This window comes from Mycobacterium simiae (genome assembly GCF_008370645.1).
GTDB classification, from domain to species: Bacteria; Actinomycetota; Actinomycetes; order Mycobacteriales; family Mycobacteriaceae; genus Mycobacterium; species Mycobacterium simiae_A.
In genome coordinates, this window is the sequence record NZ_VTZN01000007.1 from 41,540 (window position 1) to 63,178 (window position 21,639).

Genomic DNA, 21,639 nt, shown 5'->3' on the forward strand with positions numbered 1-21,639 from the left:
ACCAGTGGCGGCGGCGGGGTGGACTTACACCTCGAGTTGCCACCCAACCGGGGTCGACGCGCCGCGCTCGAGGATGCCCTGCGCCAGGCGATCAGGGCGGGCCGTCTAGCCCCAGGCGAACGCTTGCCGTCGTCTCGGGCGTTGGCCCAGCAATTAGGACTCGCACGCGGAACGGTCGTGGAAAGCTACGCACAGCTAGCGGCGGAGGGCTATCTGCGCACCCGCCCCGGCGCGGTCACCGAAGTGGCCCACGCGCCGGCGATCCGACCGCGGGCTAGCGCTGAACCGAATCCACCGCGCATTGTCGCGGATTTCCGACTCGGACGCCCCGACCTGACCATGTTTCCGCGCACCGATTGGCTACGTGCGCTGCGCAGCGCGTTCCAGGTCACCCCGCATGCGGACCTAGGCCCGCTGGATCCTCGCGGATCGCCGCGATTGCGCGCCCTGCTGGCCAACTACCTGGGCCGTGTGCGCGGGGTGCTAACCACTGCCGACCGAGTGGTCATCTGTAGCGGTTTCACTCAGGGCCTGCGGCTGGTGTGTGACGCACTCGCGGCGGCCGGAGCGCAAGCGATCGCTCTGGAAAATCCCTGTCTTCCCGACCATCGCGCGACCGTCAACGCTAGCGGGCTCGAGGTCATACCGCTCGATGTCGACCACGGCGGTGCCCGCCCGCAAGCATTTAACGCGCCCTCGGTGGCAGCGGTAGTCCTCACGCCGGCTCACCAGGCCCCGCTAGGCGCCACGCTCGCTGCGGATCGACGTGCAGAGTTCGCGCGGATCGCTGCGCAACGCGGCAGCTACGTGATCGAAGACGACTACGACGGTGAATTCCGCTATGACCGCCATCCCGTCGGGGCCCTGCAGGGGCTGGCCCCCGAACACGTCATCTATGCAGGTAGTGCCAGCAAGAGCCTGGCTCCGGGGCTCCGCTTGGGCTGGCTTGCCGTGCCTGCTGAACTGCTCGATGGGGTTGTGGAGGCCAAGCGCCGATCCGACCGCGGCAGCGACATCCTCACCCAATTGGCACTTGCGGAATTGATCGCTTCGGGAGCCTTGGACCGCCATATCCGTCGGATGCGCCGACGCTACCGGTACCGCCGCGATGCGCTCGTCGCCGCCCTTAGTCGTGACGCACCGGCAATGCCGGTACTTGGCACCGCGGCAGGTCTTCATGCCGTCGTGTCGCTACCGCCAGGAGTTGCCGAGAGCGAAGTACTGGCTGCCGCCCAGAGGCGGGAAATCGCGTTCACCGGCTTGGCGCCGTTCTGGCATCGGCAACCTGCCCACACATCAGGCATCATCATCGGCTACGGGACGCCGTCGGACCGCGAGTATCCCATCGCCCTGCAACTCCTCGCAGACTTGTTGCGTGCGATCGGGTGAGCCCCAGCGCACGCTATCCATGGCCGGGTTGCGCGCCTGCCGGTGGCCAAGGTTGGACTGTGCTGCCGCAGCGCAGTGCGAACAGGTGCATCAGGTCGATCCGGGATGCGGCCGTGTTTGAGCACGCCTCGATGGGGCAATCCGGTCCCGGGCGGTCGGTGCCAGTCCGCCAACTGCCGACCTCTCCGCGTCAACGTCGACGCGGGGAGGTTTCTATTGGGCTGCGGCGGCGTCACCCAGGGCGGGCTTCGTGCCGCTTCTCGGGTGGGCTATTGGGCGATCGGGTCGGCCGTTGACGACGGCCGCGCGGGATCTAGGGCGAGCTCGCGCACCACCCATCTTGGCTGTGGTGGCGTAACCGCCATGTAGCCGACACCGCGGACGGTCTGGATAATCGATTCGTGCTCGGCACCGAGCTTGGCCCGCAGTCGTCGCACATGGACGTCGACGGTACGGACCCGGCCGTTGCAGTCATACCCCCATACTTCGTGCATCAGTCGGGTGCGGGTAAACACGTGCCCGGCGTGCTGCACAAGGAAATTCAGCAACTTGAATTCGGTAGGCGTCAGGCATAAATCCTTACGGCCCAGCGAGGCCGTGTAGCAAGCGGGCTGTAGGGCCAGCTCGCCGAATTCGAGTGTGCCCGCTAGGACGCTGCGTCGACGCTGGATCGCCAGCCGCAACCGAGCTTGCAGCTCATCGGCTCCAGCCGAGGCCAGCAACACGTCGTCGAAATGCCAATCGACATCTACCTCCACTAAGTCAGCCGGGCCCACTACCGCAACCACGGCGAGGGCCGGTGCGCTGGCCGTCAGCCGCCGGCATGTCCTACGAGCCGCCGCCGGATCAAAGCGTGCATCGATCAGTGCTACGTCGGCGTAGCCCAGTTTCCCGATGTCATCCAGCGGCGCGCGCCGCACTGGGTGCGCGAACGATTCCAAGGCCGCCAACGGCGATTTCACGCCGGCGTCGCGGCTCAGTAACAGAACTTCCAACACATCTCCCAACCCCTCGCGAAGGCGTTGCCGCCACCAGTGTTGGATACCCGGCCAGCGCGGAAATATGCGCTGACCATGCAACCGATCCGGTCAGCCGGGAAGAGTCGATGGACCCGGCCCGAACTCCGGACCGGGCCCATCCTTCGGCCAAGCTATGGGTTTAACCGCGCGCAGGTCGGATTCCCAGTGGCACCGGCCGCTCAAACCTCGCCGTGCGGTTTGGTGGCATGGCCACACTGCGCCGTTTCGTCGTCGTCATTACGGGCAATCAGGCACGCATGACATCGCTATGGCTGGACGCCCACGATCGGCTCGCCGAGCAATCTGACCAGCTAAACGGCCAGTTACGATCCGCCGACGTGGTGGTCGTCGGTGCCGGCATCACCGGCCTGGCAACGGCGGTGCTGCTGGCCCGAGCCGGCAAAGAGGTCCTGGTGGTGGAAGCCCGCACCGCAGGCGCGGTGACCACCGGCAACACCACCGGCAAACTTAGCCTGTTGCAGGGCACGACGTTGTCTCAGATTCTCGCCCGCCACGGCGCCGGGATCGCCCGCGACTACGTGCGGGGCAACCAGGAGGGCCAGGACTGGCTGCTGCGGTACTGCGAGGCCAAACAGGTGCCCGTGCAGCGCGAAGACGACCACACCTATGCCCAGAGCAAAAAAGAAGTGCCGCGGGCTCGTGCGGTGTTGGCGGCGTGCCGCCGAGCGGGGCTAGAGGCCGAGTGGGCCGATGAGGCGGACGTCCCGTTTCCCTTCCACGGGGGAGTGCGGCTGCCCCATCAAGCGCAGATCAACACGATGCCATTGCTCGACAGCTTCATCCGGGAGCTCACCGAGCGTGGCGGCCGGCTGGTCGAAGGGGCCCGGGTGCAAAAGCTGTCCCGCCACGGCGACCGCGTCCGGCTGGCCGTGCGGACCCGCGGTGCCCACTCTCACGTTGATGCCGGGCACTGCATTGTGGCCACCGGCATGCCCATCTTCGACCGAGGCGGATTCTTCGCCAGACTGAAACCCAACCGGTCCTACTGTGTCGCTTTCGACGTACCGGGCCGGATAACTCGACCGATGTTCATCTCGGCAGGCTCTCCGACCCGATCCGTGCGTTATGCCCCGTTCGGCGACGGTGAGCGACTCGTCGTAGCGGGCGCCAGCCACGTCGTTGGCCGCAAGAGCCCCACCGCAGAACTCGCGGAACTCAGGGCCTGGACCCGCCGACATTACCCGGGCGCAATGGAAACCCACTGTTGGTCGGCTCAGGACTACACGCCCGTCGACCATCTGCCCTACGTCGGCCCGATCCTGCCGGGCGACGAAAAGGTGTTTGTCGCAACGGGATTCCAGAAGTGGGGGCTAACCAATGGAACGGCTGCGGCTTTGCTGTTGAGTGCGCGAATTCTTGGTGGACAGATGAATTGGGGACGCGCCCTCGCTGCCTGGAGCCCGCATGAAGTGAGCGGCATCCCTACGGCCATCCAAGCCAACCTCGAGGTGGGTTACCACCTGGCCAAAGGCTGGCTGACACCGATTGTCCGGCGCGCTCCATCGGGCGACAGTGGTGTGGTTACCGGCCCGCCCTGGCATCTGCAAGCCCGGTGTGCGATTGACGGTGTCGAGCATCGAGTTTCACCGGTATGCCCGCATCTGGGCGGCATCGTGAATTGGAACGAGGCATCCCAAGCCTGGGAATGCCCGTTGCACGGATCGCGGTTTGCGGCCGACGGCACCCTGCTGGAGGGGCCGGCCACCCGGGGCCTGGGCGCCTCGTGATAAGTCACGCGGGTCCGCTTTGCTTGCCCGCTACAGCCGGCACGCGGTCCACCCCGGCTACCCCGCAGCAGGGCGATGAGGCAGGATGTCAGATGCCGTTCCGGGTGGTTGCCGGGATGGCGCTGTTATACGAGGAGCCTCATGACGGAGTCCCCGGAAGCTAAGGTCGCCGGATCGCCGGCTCCCAAGCCGGAGCCGGCCACCACCAACGGCGCGCCGGCAACTCCAGTTTCGGCCACACCCGCTAGGTATCGACGCGTGCTGCTCAAGCTCGGCGGTGAGATGTTCGGCGGCGGGCAGGTCGGGCTGGATCCAGACGTCGTGGCCCAGGTGGCCCGCCAGATCGCCGAGGTGGTCCAGGGCGGGGTGCAGGTCGCCGTGGTGATCGGTGGCGGCAACTACTTTCGTGGCGCACAGCTGCAGCAGCGCGGTATGGAACGCACCCGTTCGGACTACATGGGAATGCTCGGCACGGTGATGAACAGCCTTGCTTTGCAAGACTTTCTCGAGAAGGAGGGCATCGTAACCCGAGTGCAAACCGCGATCACCATGGGCCAGGTGGCTGAACCTTATTTGCCGTTGCGGGCTGTCCGCCACCTCGAAAAGGGACGCGTGGTGATTTTCGGTGCCGGCATGGGGCTGCCGTATTTCTCGACGGACACCACGGCCGCGCAGCGGGCGCTGGAGATCGGCGCCGACGTGGTATTGATGGCCAAGGCGGTCGATGGTGTCTTTGCCGAGGATCCGCGGGTGAACCCAAACGCCGAACTATTCACCGTGATCAGCCACCGGGAGGTCATCGACCGCGGGCTGCGGGTGGCCGATGCTACCGCGTTCAGCTTGTGTATGGACAATGGCATGCCGATTCTCGTATTCAACCTGCTGATCGATGGGAATATCGCCCGTGCGGTCGCTGGTGAGAAGATCGGAACTCTGGTCACCACCTAAAGGGCATAACGCGATGGCCCGCGCTGGTAACGACGCAGCGGGGGCACCACCCACTTGTGGGGGAAGGAGCGACGCAAAATGATCGACGATGCTCTCCTCGATGCCGAGGAGAAAATGGAGAAGGCCGTATCGGTAGCCCGTGACGACCTGTCGACCATCCGGACCGGCCGCGCGAATCCGAGCATGTTCAACCGGATCGTTATCGACTACTACGGTACGAATACCCCGATCACCCAACTGGCCAGCATCAACGTGCCCGAGGCGCGCCTGGTAGTCATCAAGCCGTACGAGGCCAATCAGCTGCATGCCATTGAGACGGCGATTCGCAACTCCGAGCTAGGGGTGAATCCCACCAATGACGGCACCGTTATCCGGGTAGCCATACCGCAGCTCACCGAGGAGCGCCGGCGCGAACTGGTCAAGCAGGCCAAGCACAAGGGAGAGGAGGCTCGCGTGTCGGTGCGCAACATTCGTCGCAAAGCGATGGAAGAACTGCACCGCATCCGTAAGGACGGCGAGGCCGGCGAGGACGAGGTCGGCCGCGCCGAAAAGGACCTCGACAAGACCACTCACCAGTACGTCGCCCAGATTGATGAGCTGGTCAAACACAAAGAAGGCGAGCTGCTGGAGGTCTAGGACCGCTCAGCAGCTAAGTACCTTCAGATCCGTGGCGACCACCGACGCCAGCACCGGCACCCCGGCCGACGAGCCGGCGTCCGGGGCCAAGAAGACATCCCGCGCTGGACGCGACCTGCCCGCTGCGATCGCGGTGGGCTGCAGCATCGGTGCGGTCCTGGTTGCGACGATGGTATACGCCCCGCGCGGATGGGTGGCGATCTGCGCGTTGGCCATGGTCATCGCCACCCACGAGGTGGTGCGGCGACTACGTGAAGCCGGATATCTGATTCCGGTAATCCCGTTGCTGATCGGCGGGCAGGTAACAATCTGGCTGAGTTGGCCATACGGCGCTCGTGGGGTGTCGGCGGGCTTTGGCGCGATGGTAGTGGTCTGCATGATCTGGCGGCTGTTCATGCAAGACAGGCGCCCAGAGGGTGGCGCCACCGGAGCCGGTCCGGCCTCGACGGGGAACTATCTGCGGGATACGTCGGCCACCATCTTTCTGGCCGCGTGGGTGGTGCTGTTCGGCTCCTTCGCCGCGATGCTGGTCTACCACGGCGCGGCGTGGGTGTTCATCATGATGATCGCGGTCATCGCCTCCGACGTCGGCGGTTATGCGGTGGGGGTACTCTTCGGCAAACATCCGATGGTTCCGACGATCAGCCCGAAGAAGTCCTGGGAGGGATTCGCCGGTTCGCTGGTCTGCGGCATTGCCGCAACCACCATCACGGCGACTTTTCTGGCCGGCAAATCACCGTGGATAGGGGCCCTGCTAGGGGTCCTGTTCGTACTCACCACCACATTGGGCGACCTGATCGAGTCGCAGGTGAAGCGCGATCTCGGGATCAAGGACATGGGTCGTCTGCTGCCCGGCCATGGCGGCCTGATGGACCGGCTCGACGGCATCCTGCCATCCGCGGTGGCGGCCTGGTTAGTGCTGACACTGCTGCCGTAGGTTGCCCCGACGAGGTCAATACTGGACACATCATGGTCCCCGAGTTGATCTTCCAAGCGCCACGCAAGGGCAAGCCGCCGCTGCACCTCGCCGACCTCGACGTCGCAGGTTGTGCTTCTGCTGTCGCCGCACTGGGCCTGCCGGCGTTTCGGGCCAGCCAGCTCGCCCACCACTACTACGGCCGGCTGATCGCCGATCCGCGCCAGATGACCGACCTGCCTGCCGCTGTGCGCGGCTTGGTCGCCGAGACGCTCTTTCCCGCCCTGCTGACCGCGGCGCGGGATGTCGCATGCGATGCCGGCCAGACTCGAAAGACGTTGTGGCGGGCAGCCGATGGCGCCACCGTCGAGTCGGTGCTGATGCGCTATCCCCAACGCACGACGGTGTGTATTTCGTCGCAGGCCGGGTGCGGTATGGCCTGCCCATTCTGTGCCACCGGCCAAGGTGGTCTGACCCGCAACCTCTCGACGGCCGAGATCGTCGAACAGGTGCGGGCTGCTGCGGTGGCCGCGCGGGACGACTTCGGCGAGCGGCTGTCCAACGTGGTGTTTATGGGCATGGGGGAGCCGCTGGCCAACTACGCCAAAGTGGTGGCCGCGGTGCGGCGCATCATCGCAGCGCCGCCGTCCGGTTTCGGTATTTCGGCCCGCGCGGTGACGGTGTCGACGGTGGGTCTGGTGCCGGCGATCGGCAAGCTTGCCGACGAAGGGCTGGCTGTGACGCTGGCGTTGTCGTTGCACGCGCCCGACGACGAGCTGCGCGACACACTGGTTCCGGTCAACACCAGGTGGCGGGTCCGCGAGGCGCTTGATGCCGCCCGGTACTACGCCGACGTGACCGGCCGGCGGGTGTCTGTGGAGTATGCGCTGATCCGCGACGTCAATGACCAACCGTGGCGGGCCGAGCTGCTGGGCAGGCGGCTACGCCGTGCGCTTGGTCGGCTAGTGCATGTGAACGTGATCCCGCTGAATCCCACCCCGGGCAGCGCCTGGGATGCCAGCCCCAAGCCGGTGGAACGCGAGTTCGTCAAACATGTTCGTGCACAGGGTGTTTCATGCACGGTGCGCGACACCCGCGGCCGTGAGATAAGTGCCGCTTGCGGGCAGCTGGCCGCCGAAGGCGGATAGCCGGCGCTAAGCGACAGACAGCGCCGACAGCCCCCGGCGTGCGGTTACCTCAACCAGCCCCGACGGCGCCCCCACAGGTCGCGCACCAGGACAAACAAGACCAGCGCGGCGAATCCGATGAGGAACCAGTCTTCGACGTGGCCGACGTGATTGCCGCGCAACATAGCCAGCAGGAATCCGAAGACGATCAGGCCCACGATGTGCCAGGTGCGGTGATTGATCCGGCTCCATCCCCAGTGCGCAGACGGCACCTCAGCCGTGTCGACGCCGGTGAAGGGCGCCACCTCAGTACTGGCCACAGCAATTCCTCCGGTTCGGTTTGGCTTCGGATCGCGGTTCTGGACATTCTGACACATGCGCCGTGAGCGGATGGTCGCCGGCGCGGGCGGGTTGTTGGGTGATCGCACGGCGTCGAGGGCTGCTCATCTGTTGAGTGGGTGACGCCAGCGCAGCCGGCGGAAGCGGGCGAAGCCGCGGTCGGCGCTCAACCAGGTTGCGTTGTGCTCCAAGGCGTAGGCGGCCAGACACGCATCGGAAACGTCGTTGCCCGTCGCATCGATGTCGGCGGCCAGCTGTCGAAACAACGTCCAGCGGCGCTCGCCTGGGACGATTCCGGTGGGCTTGTCGGTGCGGTGCAGACGCGACGGTCAGTGACGACCCGAACGAAGCTGCTGAGCACGCTGTCAGGTAGGCCCAGCGGCTCATCACGTCATCGATACGGACCGCCGTACGCACCGGAAGCATTTTGGCATCAGCAGCAGGCATCAAAGTTCGCGCGCGTCGCTGTTCCGGGTCGGCCCATCGCGCGATGTCACCGCCGTCAGGACGCTGGCGGTGTTTGGCGGCACAATGAGGAGGTGGCTAACCCGTCGAACGGATCTGCTGGCGGCCGCTTGCGTGTGCTGGTACTGGGCAGCACCGGTTCGATCGGCACCCAAGCGCTGGAAGTCATCGCCGCCAACCCGGATCGCTTCGAAGTTGTTGGGCTGGCAGCTGGCGGCCGGAATCTGAAGACGCTGCTTCGGCAACGCGCTGAGACCGGGGTGACGCACGTGGCGATCGCTGACGATCAGGCTGCGCAGCTGGCCGGCGATATTCCCTATCACGGACCGGATGCCGTCACCCGGCTGGTCGAGGACACCAACGCCGACGTCGTCCTCAACGCGCTGGTCGGGGCGTTGGGTTTGCGGCCGACACTGGCGGTGCTGCAGTCAGGTGCTCGGCTGGCCCTGGCCAACAAGGAATCGCTGGTTGCCGGCGGTCCGCTGGTGTTGCGGGCCGCCCAGCCCGGTCAAATTGTGCCGGTCGACTCCGAGCATTCCGCGCTGGCTCAGTGCCTGCGCGGCGGTAGCCCCGACGAAGTCGCCAAACTAGTTCTGACCGCCTCGGGCGGGCCGTTTCGGGGCTGGTCGGCCGCCGACCTCGAGCACGTCACCCCTGCCCAGGCTGGCGCCCATCCGACCTGGTCAATGGGCCCGATGAACACGCTGAATTCGGCGTCGCTGGTCAACAAGGGTCTCGAGCTCATCGAAACGCACCTGCTGTTCGGAATTCCCTACGACCGCATCGAGGTGGTGGTGCACCCCCAATCGATCGTCCATTCGATGGTCACCTTCATCGACGGCTCGACGATTGCCCAGGCCAGCCCCCCGGATATGAAGCTGCCGATCTCGCTGGCCTTGGGGTGGCCGCGGCGGGTGCCCGCGGCGGCCAGCTGCTGCGACTTCAGCCAGGCGCAGACGTGGGAGTTCGAGCCGCTAGACACCGACGTCTTTCCGGCCGTCGACTTGGCCCGGTATGCCGGTGAAACCGGCGGCTGTATGACTGCCGTCTACAACGCCGCCAACGAAGAAGCAGCAGAAGCCTTCCTGAATGGCCGCATCAGCTTCCCCGCCATTGTCGGCACCATCACCGACGTGCTGCACGCCGCCGACCAATGGGGCGTCTCACCCGCTACCGTGGATGACGTACTCGACGCGCAGCGCTGGGCGCGGGAACGGGCGCAGCGCGCGGTCGCCACATCGAGCTCGGCTACTGCCTACGAGAAAGTCTCCGGAAAAAGCGTGAGAAAGGTCCATACCGGCTGATGATGTTCGTGATCGGCATCGTGCTGTTCGCACTGGCCATCCTGATCTCGGTGGCGCTGCACGAATGCGGCCATATGTGGGCGGCGCGCGCTACCGGGATGAAGGTACGTCGCTATTTCGTCGGCTTCGGTCCGACCTTGTGGTCGACCCGCCGCGGTGAAACCGAGTACGGCATCAAGGCGATCCCGGCCGGCGGTTTCTGCGACATTGCCGGCATGACCCCCGTGGAGGACCTTGCGCCTGACGAGCTGGACCGCGCCATGTACAAGCAGGCGACCTGGAAGCGGATCGCGGTGCTGTTCGCCGGGCCCGGCATGAACTTTGTTATCTGCCTGGTGTTGATCTATTCCATCGCAGTGATCTGGGGCCTGCCGAACCTGAATCCCTCGACCCGCGCTGTGGTCGGTGAAACCGGATGTGTGGCAACCGAAACCACGCAGGGCAAGCTCGACCGGTGCACCGGGCCCGGCCCGGCCGCGCTGGCTGGCCTGCGCGCTGGCGATGTCGTCGTCAAAGTGGGGGGCACCCCGGTGTCCACGTTCGACGAGATGGCTGCTGCGATACGCAAATTGCGCGGTACCGTCCCGATCGTCGTTGAGCGTGACGGGTCGATGATCACCACCAACGTGACCATCGAGCCCACCCGCCGCTGGGTGCAAACCGGGCAGGGCGGTCAACCCCAACCCGCCACGGTCGGCGCCATCGGCGTCGGTCCTGTCCCGGTGCGGCCCGCGCAGTACGGGGTGTTGTCAGCGGCGCCAGCCACTCTGGTGTTTGCCGGCGACTTGACGGTGGAGGTAGGTAAGGCACTGGCCGCCATTCCGACCAAGGTCGGTGCTCTGCTCCACGCCATCGGCGGCGGGCAGCGCGACCCCCAGACGCCAATGAGCGTGGTGGGCGCCAGCATCATCGGTGGCGACACCGTGGATCACGGGCTGTGGGTGGCCTTCTGGTTCTTTTTGGCCCAGTTGAACCTGATTCTAGGAGCGATCAACCTACTGCCGTTATTGCCATTCGACGGCGGTCATATCGCGGTCGCGTTCTTCGAGAAAATCCGAAACATGATCCGGTCGGCCCGTGGCAAGGTGGCTGCGGCGCCGGTGAACTATCTCAAACTCATGCCTGTCACCTACGTGGTGTTGTTTTTCGTCGTCGGATACATGTTGTTGACCGTCACAGCTGATCTGGTCAACCCAATTCGACTTTTTCAATAGCCAGCCAGAGAGAAGGATCGACCGTGACTATTGGCCTGGGTATGCCGCTACCTCCGGCGCCCACGCTGTCCCCCCGCCGCAGCACGCGTCAGCTGATGGTCGGCGATGTCGGCGTGGGCAGCGACTACCCCATCTCGGTGCAGTCGATGTGCACCACCAAGACCCACGATGTCAATGCGACGTTGCAACAGATCGCGGAATTGACCGCGACTGGGTGTGACATCGTCCGGGTGGCGTGCCCCCGTCAGGAAGACGCCGACGCGCTGGGCGAGATAGCCCGACACAGCCAGATTCCGGTCATCGCCGACATCCACTTCCAGCCGAAGTACATCTTCGCCGCCATCAATGCAGGTTGCGCCGCGGTACGGGTAAACCCCGGCAACATCAAGGAGTTCGACGGCCGCGTCGGCGAGGTGGCCAAGGCCGCCGCTGACGCCGGCATCCCGATCCGCATCGGCGTCAACGCCGGCTCGCTGGACAAACGGTTCATGGCCAAATACGGCAAGGCCACGCCCGAGGCGTTGGTCGAATCGGCGCTGTGGGAGGCCTCGCTGTTCGAAGAGCATAGCTTCGGCGATATCAAGATCAGCGTCAAACACAACGACCCGGTGATCATGGTCGCCGCCTACGAACAGCTGGCCGCGCAGTGTGACTACCCGCTGCACCTCGGCGTTACCGAAGCTGGCCCCGCGTTCCAGGGCACCATCAAGTCCGCGGTGGCCTTCGGCGCGCTGCTGTCCAAGGGCATCGGGGACACCATCCGGGTATCGCTGTCGGCCCCACCGGTGGAGGAAGTGAAGGTCGGCACCCAGATTTTGGAATCGCTGAACCTGCGTCCCCGAAAGTTGGAGATCGTGTCATGCCCGTCGTGCGGCCGGGCCCAGGTCGACGTCTACACCCTGGCCAATGAGGTCACCGCCGGGCTGGACGGGCTGGACGTGCCGTTGCGGGTGGCCGTGATGGGATGTGTGGTCAACGGTCCCGGCGAGGCGCGCGAAGCCGACTTGGGCGTTGCGTCGGGGAACGGTAAGGGGCAGATCTTCGTCCGCGGCGAAGTGATCAAGACCGTGCCTGAATCGCAGATTGTCGAGACTTTAATCGAAGAGGCCATGCGACTCGCCGCCGAAATGGCAACTGACATCGGTGAGGATCCGGGCGCGACATCAAGCGGTTCGCCGATTGTGACCGTAAGCTGATAGGCGCCAGCTCCCCTACTGGCTTCGGTTCGCACCATAGAGAGTTCTGCAGATGTCGGCTCCGCCCATCTTGCGCCTTGTCGGCGAGCGACGGGTGTCAGTCGTGCGCGACGCCGCCGCAGTCTGGCGGGTACTGAAGGAAAGCCCTGTCGAATCGTGCATGGTTGCAGCACGGGTCGCCGACTACGGCGTCGAACCGAATTCGATTGGGGGAGAGCTGTGGACCCGACGCGGCGGCGTGGAGGAGTCGTTGTGTTTCGCCGGTGCCAACCTCATCCCGCTGCGGGGCGGGCTGATCGATCTCAACGCATTTGCTGACGAAGCCAAGAGCACGGCCCGGCGGTGTTCATCGCTGGTCGGCAGAGCAGAGCTAGTGCTGGCGATGTGGCGGCGGCTCGAATCGGCGTGGGGTCCCGCCCGTGACGTGCGTGACCATCAACCGCTGATGGCCATCCACACCCATCCTGGCTGCCCGATCGACCCGGCCGTTCGCCAGGTGCGGCCGGAGGAACTGGACGCCTACCTGGTGGCAGCCGTGGATATGTTCATCGGCGAAGTCGGTGTCGATCCGCGACTCGGGGACGGCGGTCGCGGCTATCGTCGCCGGGTGGCCAGCCTGATCGCGGCCGGACGGGCCTGGGCCCGCTTCGAGCACGGTGAGGTGATCTTCAAGGCCGAGGTGGGATCGCAATCGCCATCGGTCGGGCAAATCCAGGGCGTCTGGGTGCACCCGGAGCGGCGCGGCCTGGGCCTGGGCGCTGCCGGTACTGCAACGGTTGCTGCAGTGATCGTTGGGAGCGGGCGCATCGCCAGCCTGTACGTGAACAACTTCAATACCGTGGCCCGGGCGGTCTATACACGGGTGGGGTTCAAAGAAGTTGGTACTTTCGCCACGGTCCTGCTCGACTGAGCCCGGTCCGCGAGCGTAACGCCGCGGCGAAAATGTTGCCCGAATCTCGCGCTGTCGTTACGCACACGTGCGCGACCCCTAATAACGCGTGGGTCTCGGTGTGTCTGCGCCGCCAGCGCTGTCACCGTTCTTAACATCAGTCACGATGGTAACTAAAACAACACTGGCCTCTTCTGTCGCATGCTTGTTGGTGGTGCTCGCCGCACTGCCGGGGTGTACCCCTCGGCCTGAAGGCCCGGGCCCGGCTGCCGAGAAGTTCCTGGCTGCGCTGGCCATCGGGGACACAGCGACGGCTGCCCAGCTGACCGACAACCCCAACGAAGCGCGCGAAGCGCTCAACGCGGCCTGGGCCGGCCTGCAGGCCACCCATTTGGATGCGCAGATCCTCAGCTCGAAGTACGCCGAGGATATGGGCACGGTCGCGTATCGCTTCACCTGGCACCTACCCAAGAACCGGACATGGAGCTACGACGGTCAACTCAAGATGGCCCGCGAAGAAGGGCAGTGGCAGGTCCGCTGGGCAACTAGTGGGCTGCATCCAAAGCTTGGCGAGCATCAGACGTTCTCGCTGCGCTCTGACCCGCCCCGGCGTGCCTCGGTCAACGAACTCGGTGGTAGCGATGTATTAGCGCCGGGCTACCTGTATCACTACGCGCTGGACGCGACAGCGGCCGGTGCCGAGCTGATTGGGACGGCCCACGCGGTGGTGGAGGCTTTGCACCCCTTCAATCCAGCTCTAGACGCGTTGAACGATCCGCAGCTGCTCGCCGAGCAGGCCAGCTCCTCGACCCAGCCGCTGGATCTGGGGGTCACGCTGCGCGCTGACGACAGCAATCGGGTCTTCGAGGCCATCGGACGGCTGCCGGGCGTGGTGATCACGCCGCAGGCCGACCTGCTGCCGACTGACGACCATTTCGCGCCGGTCGTCATGAGTGAGGTGAAAAAGGCGGTAATCGACCAGCTCGACGGCCAGGCGGGCTGGCGGGTGGTCAGCGTCAACCAAAACGGCGTCGACGTTGCGGTGCTGCACGAAGTGGAGCCGTCGCCGGCGCCGTCGGTCACGATCACCTTGGACCGGACCGTGCAGAACGCCGCGCAGCGTGCGGTGGACGCTCGCGGCGGCAAAGCGATGATCGTGGTCGTCAAACCCTCTACCGGCGAAATTCTGGCGATTGCACAGAACCCGGGCGCCAACGCCGACGGCCCGATCGCCACGACGGGCCTATACCCGCCCGGGTCGACCTTCAAGATGATCACCGCCGGCGCGGCCGTCGAGCGCGATATGGCCACCCCCAATACCATGCTGGGCTGCCCCGGCCACCTTGACATCGGTCACCGCACCATCCCCAATTACGGGGGCTTCGATTTGGGGGTGGTGCCGTTGTCACGTGCGTTCGCCAGTTCGTGCAACACCACCTTCGCCGAATTGAGCAGCAAGTTGCCGCCGCGTGGTTTGACCCAGGCGGCCACTCGGTACGGGATCGGTCTCGACTATCGGGTGGAGGGGATAACCACAGTGACTGGTTCGGTGCCGCCGACAGTGGACCTGGCTGAGCGCACTGAGGACGGATTCGGTCAGGGCCGGGTGCTGGCCAGCCCGTTCGGGATGGCCCTGGTGGCGGCCACCGTGGCAGCGGGCAAGACCCCGGTGCCGCAGCTGATCGTCGGGCGGCCGACGGCGGTGCAGGGCGACGAAACGCCGATCAGCCCGAAGATGATCGACGCGTTGCGCCCCATGATGCGGCTGGTGGTGACCAATGGCACCGCCAAGGAGATCGCCGGCTGCGGTGAGGTTTACGGCAAGACCGGTGAAGCCGAATTCCCGGGCGGATCACACTCCTGGTTTGCCGGCTACCGCGGTGATCTGGCGTTCGCGGCGCTGATCGTCGGGGGCGGAAGTTCGGAATATGCCGTCCGGATGACCAAGATGATGTTCGACGTTCTGCCGCCGGGTTACCTGATGTAGTTTTCGAGGCGATATCTAGGGACGGAATGCGCTGGCTAATGCCTGGTCGAATGTCTTGACTTGGCTGACACGGCGGCGCTGGCACGATGCCAGGTGGAGCAGATCCCGTGCCCCCAGACCGGGATAGCGGTTGTGCAGAATCCGAGCGTGGACGACGTCGGCCATCTCGACGGGCCATATCTCAGCCACTGAGCGTGCCAACGTCAATGCCGAGTCCAGCGTCGATATTCGCCCCACGGGTAGGTAGGCGTGCAGGAGTTCTTGGATGACCTCAGCAGAGGTAACAAGTCGCTGGTTGTGATCCAGGCTGTGCTCGAGAAATGCGCGGGCGGGCTCGCGCAAGGGGTGGTCGCGACCGACCGCGTACATGAAAACGTTGGTGTCAACGAAGATCATGTCGTCGCTAGGCCTTGCCGCCGGGATTCCTCGATCACCTGCAGATGTGCTTCCCAATCTGGTTCTGGCCCGTCGTCTTCGGGCGCAGACGCGAAAAATCCGCGCAAATCCGCGCCGGTACGAATCGGATGCTGCCGTTGGTCCTCGAGTTGCTTGAGCCCGGCCTGACGGAGCCAACTACTGAGCGACATGTGCTGTGCGGCCGCCTGTTGGCGAAATGCCTCCCGCTCCTCGTCGGTGAGAATCACTTGAACTCGGCTACTCATGCGTAATGATGTTACACACGTAGGGTTGGGGTGAGCAGCGGTAAATTGCGAGAGGTAAGGGAAATCGTCGAAGGCAGATCATGACGGACAGCGGTGGGGACATGGTGGCTCCGATGTCACTGCGCGTTTCGGACGCCGACCGCAACGGCACTATGCGGCGGCTGCATAACGCGGTGGCGCTCGGGTTGATCGATATCAACGAGTTCGAGCAACGTTCGTCTCGAGTGTCTATCGCGCGAACCCAAAGTGAGCTGGAAGGGTTTGTCCGTGACCTGCCCGGCCCGGGCGCGATTGTCACCTCGGCAGCTGACCGGGTACAACTGCGCGGCTGGGCCGGCTCTTTGAAGCGCCATGGCGAATGGATGGTGCCCACCCGGCTGGCGCTGGTCCGTCGGCTGGGGTCAATCGAACTCGACCTCACCAGGGCTCGCTTCGCGGGACCCGTGGTGGTGATCGAGCTCGACATGAAGTTCGGTTCGCTGGAGCTTCGGCTGCCTGAGCGCGCCAGCGCCTCGATCGACGACGTCGAGGTGTACGTGGGCAGCGCGATCGACCGCCGCAAAGAGGCACCCGCGGAAGGAACACCGCATGTTGTGTTGACCGGGCGGGTGGTGTGCGGCTCGGTGGTGATCCGGGGCCCGCGCCGGGCACTGTTGCGTCGCAAATCAGGTTTGATGGGTCTGGCTTGACCTCCTTTTCCCTTACCAGGCTGGGCAAGGTTGCGGGGCGCCAGCGGATGGTCCAGCTCGCGGACCCGACTAAGCTAGCGGGATGGTTGCTCGCACCGCGCTTTCCCCCGGCGTCTTGTCTCCGACGCGGCCGGTGCCCAAGTGGATCGCCCGTCCGGAATACGTCGGCAAGCCGACGGCCCAAGAGGGCACCGAACCGTGGGTGCAGACGCCCGAGGTGATCGAGAAGATGCGTGTCGCCGGCCGGATCGCGGCCGGCGCCCTGGCCGAGGCTGGCAAGGCAGTTGCTCCGGGCGTGCAGACCGACGAACTGGACCGGATAGCGCACGACTACATGGTCGATAACGGCGCCTACCCGTCGACGTTGGGTTACAAGGGATTCCCGAAGTCATGCTGCACGTCGCTCAACGAAGTCATCTGCCACGGAATCCCTGATTCGACGGAGATCGCCGACGGTGACATCGTCAACATCGACGTCACCGCCTACGTCGGTGGCGTGCACGGCGACACGAATGCGACTTTTCTGGCCGGTGACGTTTCCGAGGAGCACCGCCTGCTGGTGGAGCGGACCCGGGAAGCCACCATGCGTGCGATCAACGCCGTTAAACCCGGACGCGCGTTGTCGGTAATCGGTCGTGTCATCGAGTCATATGCGAACCGGTTCGGGTACAACGTGGTTCGCGATTTCACCGGCCACGGTATCGGAACCACGTTCCACAACGGGCTGGTCGTCCTGCATTACGATCAGCCCGCGGTAGGCACGATCATGCAGCCCGGTATGACATTCACCATCGAGCCGATGATCAACCTAGGCTCCCTGGACTACGAAATCTGGGACGACGGCTGGACCGTGCTCACCAAGGACCACAGGTGGACCGCGCAGTTCGAACACACCCTGCTGGTCACCGATACCGGCGTCGAGATACTGACTTGTCTCTAGCGCGAGCAGACACAGACTCGCATCATTGTGACCGCAAGAGTGCGATTCTGTGTCTGCTCGCCGTAGGGAGGTGAGCGGTGCGCTGCTGGTGGCCGGGACCAGCTCTGATGCCGGCAAGTCGGTGGTGGTCGCGGGTCTGTGCCGGTTGCTGGCCAGCAACGGGGTGCGGGTAGCGCCGTTCAAGGCGCAGAACATGTCCAACAATTCAGCCGTCACCGTCGAGGGCGGTGAGATCGGCCGGGCCCAGGCAATTCAGGCCCGCGCGGCCGGGCTGGAGCCCAGTGTGCGGTTCAACCCGATCCTACTCAAGCCAGGCAGTGACCGAACCTCGCAGCTTGTCATCCGGGGACAGGTAGCCGATCGCGTCACCGCGGCCGGTTACCTGCAACATCGTGACCGCCTCGCCGGTATCGTCCTTGACGAATTATCGGGCTTGCGCCGCGACTTCGACGCGGTGATTTGCGAAGGAGCCGGCTCTCCAGCCGAAATTAACCTCCGGGCAACCGATTTGGCGAACATGGGTCTCGCCAGGGCCGCACACTTGCCGGTGATCCTGGTGGGCGATATCGACCGTGGCGGGTTGCTTGCTCACTTGTTCGGGACGGTCGCGGTGCTCGAACCCGACGATCAAGCGCGCATTGCAGGGTTTATTGTCAACAAGTTTCGCGGTGATCCCGCACTACTGGAACCCGGGCTGCGGCAACTGCAGGAGTTAACCGGCCGTCCCACCTACGGAGTCCTGCCCTACGCCGATCAGCTCTGGCTCGACGCCGAAGATACGCTGTCGGTCGTGGCGCACCGGGTGGTCGGCACTCCCGAGCCGCGCGGTGCGCAGTGGTTGAGGGTAGCGGCAATCCGGCTGCCTCGGCTATCCAACTCCACCGACGTCGAGGCGCTGGCCTGCGAGCCCGGTGTGCTGGTGCGCTGGATCACCGATCCCGCCGATCTGGCCGACGTCGACCTGATCGTGCTGCCCGGCAGCAAGGCCACCGTCGCCGACCTATCGTGGCTGCGAAACGGCGGCCTGGCCAAGGGAATTGCCGATCACGCTGGGGCGGGCAAGCCGATCCTGGGCATCTGCGGCGGTTTCCAGATGTTGTGCCGCACTATCGTGGATGAGGTGGAATCCGGGGTCGGGGTGGTGGCCGGGCTGGGATTGTTGGACGCCGACGTCGTGTTCAGTTCGGCCAAGACGCTGCGGCGCTGGCAGCATCCGTTGACTGGCTATGAGATCCATCATGGGCAGCTGGCCCGTTGCGCCGAGGCGGCCTGGTTCGATGTCGACAGTGAAATGCAGGGCATCGTACGCGGCGCGATTTTCGGCACCCACTGGCATGGGCTGCTCGACAACGACGACTTCCGTCGGGGCTGGCTCGGCGCAGTGGCCGATGCGGCGGGCCGGCGCGGATTCGTCGTGGCTGCCGACGCGAACGTTGCGACGCGCCGCGATGCCCAGCTGGATCTGATCGCCGGGCTGTTGGCGGCGCATGTGGATGTGGAGGCTATCACCGGGTTGCTTACCGACCCACTGCCGCGGCGACCGACTATTGCCAGCCAATTGAGCCGCTGATCCGCTGTCCGGGACCGCCAAGGAGGTGCAACGTGACTGCCGGAGCGTGGGATCGCTGTGCGTCCAGACCGATTAGCGGTAGCTTGCAAAGGTGCCCACCATGACCACGCTGGACGGACTTGCTGTCCCGGTGGCAGTGAGCGGCCCGGATAAGGGGGTTGTCGTTGTCATCCTCGGTGCGGACGAGCGTGCGGTCGCCGCGTATGACCCGATTTGTGAGCGCCTCCAGACCGCGACGCTGAAGACTGTCGTCGTGGCCGCTGACCCGCGGCTGACTGCAAAGGCTGTGGTCGGGATCCTCGATGGCCTCGGGGTACGGTGGGCGGTTGTGGTCGGTGACCGCGCGGGCGCCGAACTCGCCTGGGAACTAGCGGCAACCAGGCTGGGCCGGTTTGCCGGTCTGGTCGCCATCGACCGCGGACATCCGGCGGTCGCCGATGTCGATGGCGTGATTCGCGACGGTCGTTGCCCACCGGTTGAGATCAGCACGACGGTGCTGGTGAGCTCCGTGGAGGCGCGGGCGGTGGCGGTCGCCAGCCAGCGGCTGGTATACGCCGAGTACCGCGTGGTGGACCTAGTGGGACGGCGTAACGCGCACGAATCGGCGGCACAGCTGGCAACTGAGATCGTGCTGCGCACCAGCGGATGGTAGGAAGCGCCACTGTCCGGGTGTTGGACCGAAAATACGCGCCCGACACCACCGGCGGCACCAGCTGACTTGTTCTATGCTCGATTGCCAACCTTGGTAAGCGATTTCGTCTCCGCAGAGTGGGATCGGGTTTTCTGGTCAAGTGCGGGCAATTGTTTGGTCGTGGGCGGTCGGTAGGAAGGTGACATGACGTATCCCGATGCTGCGCCGTTGTCGTGGTCGGAGCTGGAGCAGCTGGTCGCCGGTGGCGACGTCGACACCGTCATCGTGGCCTTCACTGACATGCAGGGTCGGCTGGCTGGCAAGCGGGTCGCGGGCCGGTTCTTTCTCGAGGGCGTAGCCGCCCACGGCGCCGAGTGTTGCAGCTACCTGCTGGCCGTTGACGTCGACCTGAACACTGTGCCGGGATTCGCGGTGTCGAGTTGGGAGACCGGCTATGGCGACATGGTGATGAGGCCTGACCTGAACACTCTTCGGCTCACTCCCTGGCTGCCGGGTACGGCGCTGGTGATCGCCGACCTGGCGTGGGCCGACGGTAGCCCGGTTGACGTTGCGCCGCGCAGTATCCTGCGCCGTCAGCTGCACCGGCTTGGTGAGCGTAGCCTGGTCGCCGACGTCGCCACGGAGCTGGAGTTCATCGTGTTCGACCAGCCCTATCGGCAGGCTTGGGCCAGCGGATACCGCGGCCTGACCCCGGCCAGCGACTACAACATCGACTACGCGATTGCCGCGTCGTCGCGTATGGAGCCGTTGCTGCGGGACATTCGGCTGGGCATGCAGGGCGCGGGTCTGCGAGTCGAGTCGGTCAAGGGCGAATGCAACAAGGGCCAGCAGGAGATTGGGTTTCGCTACGATGAGGCGCTGGTCACCTGTGACAATCATGCCGTCTACAAGAACGGTGCCAAGGAGATCGCGGACCTGCACGGCAAGAGCCTCACGTTCATGGCGAAATACGATGAGCGCGAAGGCAACAGCTGCCACATTCATTTCTCGCTACGCGGCGCAGACGGCTCGGCGGTGCTCACCGACAGCGCCGGCCCGCATGGCATGTCGGCGCTGTTCCGCAGCTTCATCGCCGGCCAGCTAGCTGCGATGCGGGAACTCACCTTGTTTTTCGCGCCGAACATCAACTCTTACAAGCGCTTCGCCGATAGTAGTTTTGCTCCTACCACAGTGGCGTGGGGGCTGGACAACCGGACCTGTGCGCTGCGCGTGGTGGGGCACGGGTCGAATCTTCGAGTTGAATGTCGCGTTCCTGGCGGCGACGTCAATCAATACCTCGCGGTGGCGGCGCTGATCGCGGGAGGGTTGTACGGTATCGATCGAGGGCTCGACCCTGCCGAGCCGTGCACCGGCAACGCGTACCAGCAAGCCGGATTCGACCGGCTGCCCACCACGCTCGCGGAGGCCGCTGTAGCGTTCGAAGCATCGGTGCTGGCGCGCGAAGCCTTCGGCGACGACGTTGTCGCACACTACGTGAACAATGCCCGCGTCGAGCAGGCGGCCTTTGACGCAGCGGTCACCGATTGGGAGAGGATGCGCGGTTTTGAACGGCTCTAGAGCGAGTCGGCCGCTGGTGGGCCTAACGACTTATCTGGAGCAGGTGCAGACCGGAGTCTGGGACGTCCCCGCAAGCTATCTGCCCGCCGATTATTTCGAGGGTGTCGTGATGGCCGGTGGCATCGCGGTACTGCTACCGCCTCAGCCGGTGGACCGCGCGAGCGTCGAGCGCGTGCTGGACGCGCTGGACGCGCTGGTGATCACCGGTGGTTATGACGTCGACCCCGCCGCCTACGGCCACCAACCACACCCGAGTACCGACCCACCGCGCACCGAGCGTGACGCCTGGGAGCTGGCGCTGCTCAAGGGTGCGCTGCAGCGGGGCCTTCCGCTGTTGGGAATCTGTCGCGGCGCTCAAGTGCTCAACGTTGCGCTGGGGGGGACGTTGCACC

Annotated in this window: 21 protein-coding genes and 1 pseudogene; 17 read left to right on the top strand and 5 right to left on the bottom strand. The window is 65.1% G+C overall.

What is annotated here, in order from left to right:
• The first annotated feature begins 18 nt into the window (after nt 1–18).
• Nucleotides 19–1,389: a MocR-like pyridoxine biosynthesis transcription factor PdxR gene (gene pdxR, locus F0Q45_RS02615; RefSeq protein ID WP_149652439.1), complete on the top strand. Its 1,371-nt coding sequence runs from the start codon at nt 19–21 to the stop codon at nt 1,387–1,389.
• Between the two features lie 269 nt (nt 1,390–1,658).
• Here the strand turns inward: pdxR and F0Q45_RS02620 are convergent, their stop codons facing one another.
• The gene (locus F0Q45_RS02620; protein WP_149652417.1) at nt 1,659–2,384 is read right to left on the bottom strand and encodes a winged helix-turn-helix domain-containing protein; all 726 of its coding nucleotides are present in this window, start codon (nt 2,382–2,384) and stop codon (nt 1,659–1,661) included.
• Between the two features lie 281 nt (nt 2,385–2,665).
• Here F0Q45_RS02620 and F0Q45_RS02625 point away from each other — a divergent pair, with 281 nt between their 5' ends.
• The 5 genes from F0Q45_RS02625 (at nt 2,666) to rlmN (ending at nt 7,804) form a co-directional block, all read left to right on the top strand.
• Complete coding sequence (locus F0Q45_RS02625; RefSeq protein WP_149652440.1) at nt 2,666–4,156, top strand: FAD-dependent oxidoreductase; 1,491 nt, start codon at nt 2,666–2,668, stop codon at nt 4,154–4,156.
• Between the two features lie 141 nt (nt 4,157–4,297).
• Nucleotides 4,298–5,104 carry a UMP kinase gene (gene pyrH, locus F0Q45_RS02630; protein ID WP_149652418.1) on the top strand — a complete coding sequence of 269 codons (807 nt, stop codon included), beginning with the start codon at nt 4,298–4,300 and terminating at the stop codon, nt 5,102–5,104.
• A 78-nt stretch (nt 5,105–5,182) separates the two neighbouring features.
• On the top strand, nt 5,183–5,740 hold the full coding sequence (frr, locus tag F0Q45_RS02635; RefSeq protein WP_149652419.1) for a ribosome recycling factor: 558 nt from the start codon (nt 5,183–5,185) through the stop codon (nt 5,738–5,740).
• Nucleotides 5,741–5,771: 31 nt separating this feature from the next.
• Entirely contained in the window at nt 5,772–6,677 is a 906-nt protein-coding gene (locus F0Q45_RS02640; RefSeq protein ID WP_149652420.1) for a phosphatidate cytidylyltransferase, read from the top strand.
• A 32-nt stretch (nt 6,678–6,709) separates the two neighbouring features.
• A complete protein-coding gene (rlmN, locus tag F0Q45_RS02645; protein ID WP_149652421.1) occupies nt 6,710–7,804 on the top strand; it encodes a 23S rRNA (adenine(2503)-C(2))-methyltransferase RlmN in 1,095 nt (364 codons plus the stop codon).
• Between the two features lie 44 nt (nt 7,805–7,848).
• On the opposite strand, the gene F0Q45_RS02650 is transcribed toward rlmN, so the two are convergent.
• Both F0Q45_RS02650 and F0Q45_RS02655 read right to left on the bottom strand, forming a co-directional pair.
• Nucleotides 7,849–8,103 (bottom strand): DUF2631 domain-containing protein, encoded by a 255-nt coding sequence (locus F0Q45_RS02650; RefSeq protein WP_188112757.1) that lies wholly within the window; start codon nt 8,101–8,103, stop codon nt 7,849–7,851.
• Between the two features lie 123 nt (nt 8,104–8,226).
• Nucleotides 8,227–8,510, bottom strand: a pseudogene (locus tag F0Q45_RS02655) (PIN domain-containing protein); the annotation flags it as partial.
• Nucleotides 8,511–8,661: 151 nt separating this feature from the next.
• On the opposite strand from F0Q45_RS02655, the gene dxr reads away from it, so the two are divergent.
• The 5 genes from dxr to F0Q45_RS02680 all read left to right on the top strand — a co-directional run bounded on the left by dxr (nt 8,662) and on the right by F0Q45_RS02680 (nt 15,177).
• Nucleotides 8,662–9,891, top strand: a complete 1,230-nt coding sequence (gene dxr / locus F0Q45_RS02660) for a 1-deoxy-D-xylulose-5-phosphate reductoisomerase (RefSeq protein WP_149652423.1) — start codon at nt 8,662–8,664, stop codon at nt 9,889–9,891.
• The gene (locus F0Q45_RS02665; protein WP_149652424.1) at nt 9,891–11,105 is read left to right on the top strand and encodes a M50 family metallopeptidase; all 1,215 of its coding nucleotides are present in this window, start codon (nt 9,891–9,893) and stop codon (nt 11,103–11,105) included. The genes dxr and F0Q45_RS02665 overlap by 1 nt, the downstream gene beginning before the upstream one ends.
• Before the next feature lie 23 nt (nt 11,106–11,128).
• The gene (ispG, locus tag F0Q45_RS02670) at nt 11,129–12,301 is read left to right on the top strand and encodes a flavodoxin-dependent (E)-4-hydroxy-3-methylbut-2-enyl-diphosphate synthase (RefSeq protein ID WP_149652425.1); all 1,173 of its coding nucleotides are present in this window, start codon (nt 11,129–11,131) and stop codon (nt 12,299–12,301) included.
• A 52-nt stretch (nt 12,302–12,353) separates the two neighbouring features.
• A complete protein-coding gene (locus F0Q45_RS02675) occupies nt 12,354–13,211 on the top strand; it encodes a GNAT family N-acetyltransferase (protein ID WP_149652426.1) in 858 nt (285 codons plus the stop codon).
• A gap of 145 nt (nt 13,212–13,356) precedes the next feature.
• A complete protein-coding gene (locus F0Q45_RS02680) occupies nt 13,357–15,177 on the top strand; it encodes a penicillin-binding transpeptidase domain-containing protein (RefSeq protein WP_149652427.1) in 1,821 nt (606 codons plus the stop codon).
• Nucleotides 15,178–15,192: 15 nt separating this feature from the next.
• Here F0Q45_RS02680 and F0Q45_RS02685 read toward each other — a convergent pair whose 3' ends face one another.
• Both F0Q45_RS02685 and F0Q45_RS02690 read right to left on the bottom strand, forming a co-directional pair.
• On the bottom strand, nt 15,193–15,573 hold the full coding sequence (locus F0Q45_RS02685) for a type II toxin-antitoxin system VapC family toxin (protein ID WP_149652428.1): 381 nt from the start codon (nt 15,571–15,573) through the stop codon (nt 15,193–15,195).
• Nucleotides 15,570–15,839: a DUF6290 family protein gene (locus tag F0Q45_RS02690; protein WP_262490838.1), complete on the bottom strand. Its 270-nt coding sequence runs from the start codon at nt 15,837–15,839 to the stop codon at nt 15,570–15,572. Before F0Q45_RS02690 ends, F0Q45_RS02685 begins: the two co-directional genes overlap by 4 nt.
• Before the next feature lie 80 nt (nt 15,840–15,919).
• Between F0Q45_RS02690 and F0Q45_RS02695 the strand changes: the two genes are divergently transcribed.
• The 6 genes from F0Q45_RS02695 to F0Q45_RS02720 form a co-directional block, all read left to right on the top strand.
• Nucleotides 15,920–16,528 carry a DUF1707 SHOCT-like domain-containing protein gene (locus F0Q45_RS02695; RefSeq protein WP_149652429.1) on the top strand — a complete coding sequence of 203 codons (609 nt, stop codon included), beginning with the start codon at nt 15,920–15,922 and terminating at the stop codon, nt 16,526–16,528.
• An 82-nt stretch (nt 16,529–16,610) separates the two neighbouring features.
• Complete coding sequence (map, locus tag F0Q45_RS02700) at nt 16,611–17,468, top strand: type I methionyl aminopeptidase (RefSeq protein ID WP_149652430.1); 858 nt, start codon at nt 16,611–16,613, stop codon at nt 17,466–17,468.
• 70 nt (nt 17,469–17,538) lie between these two features.
• Nucleotides 17,539–19,038, top strand: coding sequence for a cobyric acid synthase (locus F0Q45_RS02705; RefSeq protein WP_149652431.1), 1,500 nt, complete (start codon nt 17,539–17,541; stop codon nt 19,036–19,038).
• Nucleotides 19,039–19,138: 100 nt separating this feature from the next.
• Entirely contained in the window at nt 19,139–19,690 is a 552-nt protein-coding gene (locus F0Q45_RS02710) for an alpha/beta hydrolase (RefSeq protein WP_149652432.1), read from the top strand.
• A 183-nt stretch (nt 19,691–19,873) separates the two neighbouring features.
• Nucleotides 19,874–21,247 (top strand): glutamine synthetase family protein, encoded by a 1,374-nt coding sequence (locus F0Q45_RS02715; RefSeq protein ID WP_149652433.1) that lies wholly within the window; start codon nt 19,874–19,876, stop codon nt 21,245–21,247.
• The coding region (locus F0Q45_RS02720) for a gamma-glutamyl-gamma-aminobutyrate hydrolase family protein (RefSeq protein ID WP_149652434.1) at nt 21,171–21,639 on the top strand (469 nt) is incomplete at its 3' end. The genes F0Q45_RS02715 and F0Q45_RS02720, both read left to right, overlap by 77 nt.

Bases quoted from the DNA above. Each gene is read 5' to 3' on its own strand.
- F0Q45_RS02625 (WP_149652440.1), top strand. From the start codon at position 2,666: ATGACATCGCTATGGCTGGACGCCCACGATCGGCTCGCCGAGCAATCT.
- pyrH (WP_149652418.1), top strand. From the start codon at position 4,298: ATGACGGAGTCCCCGGAAGCTAAGGTCGCCGGATCGCCGGCTCCCAAG.
- frr (WP_149652419.1), top strand. From the start codon at position 5,183: ATGATCGACGATGCTCTCCTCGATGCCGAGGAGAAAATGGAGAAGGCC.
- rlmN (WP_149652421.1), top strand. From the start codon at position 6,710: ATGGTCCCCGAGTTGATCTTCCAAGCGCCACGCAAGGGCAAGCCGCCG.
- F0Q45_RS02665 (WP_149652424.1), top strand. From the start codon at position 9,891: ATGATGTTCGTGATCGGCATCGTGCTGTTCGCACTGGCCATCCTGATC.
- F0Q45_RS02675 (WP_149652426.1), top strand. From the start codon at position 12,354: ATGTCGGCTCCGCCCATCTTGCGCCTTGTCGGCGAGCGACGGGTGTCA.
- F0Q45_RS02680 (WP_149652427.1), top strand. From the start codon at position 13,357: ATGGTAACTAAAACAACACTGGCCTCTTCTGTCGCATGCTTGTTGGTG.
- F0Q45_RS02685 (WP_149652428.1), bottom strand. From the start codon at position 15,573: ATGATCTTCGTTGACACCAACGTTTTCATGTACGCGGTCGGTCGCGAC.
- F0Q45_RS02690 (WP_262490838.1), bottom strand. From the start codon at position 15,839: ATGAGTAGCCGAGTTCAAGTGATTCTCACCGACGAGGAGCGGGAGGCA.
- F0Q45_RS02695 (WP_149652429.1), top strand. From the start codon at position 15,920: ATGACGGACAGCGGTGGGGACATGGTGGCTCCGATGTCACTGCGCGTT.
- map (WP_149652430.1), top strand. From the start codon at position 16,611: ATGGTTGCTCGCACCGCGCTTTCCCCCGGCGTCTTGTCTCCGACGCGG.
- F0Q45_RS02710 (WP_149652432.1), top strand. From the start codon at position 19,139: ATGACCACGCTGGACGGACTTGCTGTCCCGGTGGCAGTGAGCGGCCCG.
- F0Q45_RS02715 (WP_149652433.1), top strand. From the start codon at position 19,874: ATGACGTATCCCGATGCTGCGCCGTTGTCGTGGTCGGAGCTGGAGCAG.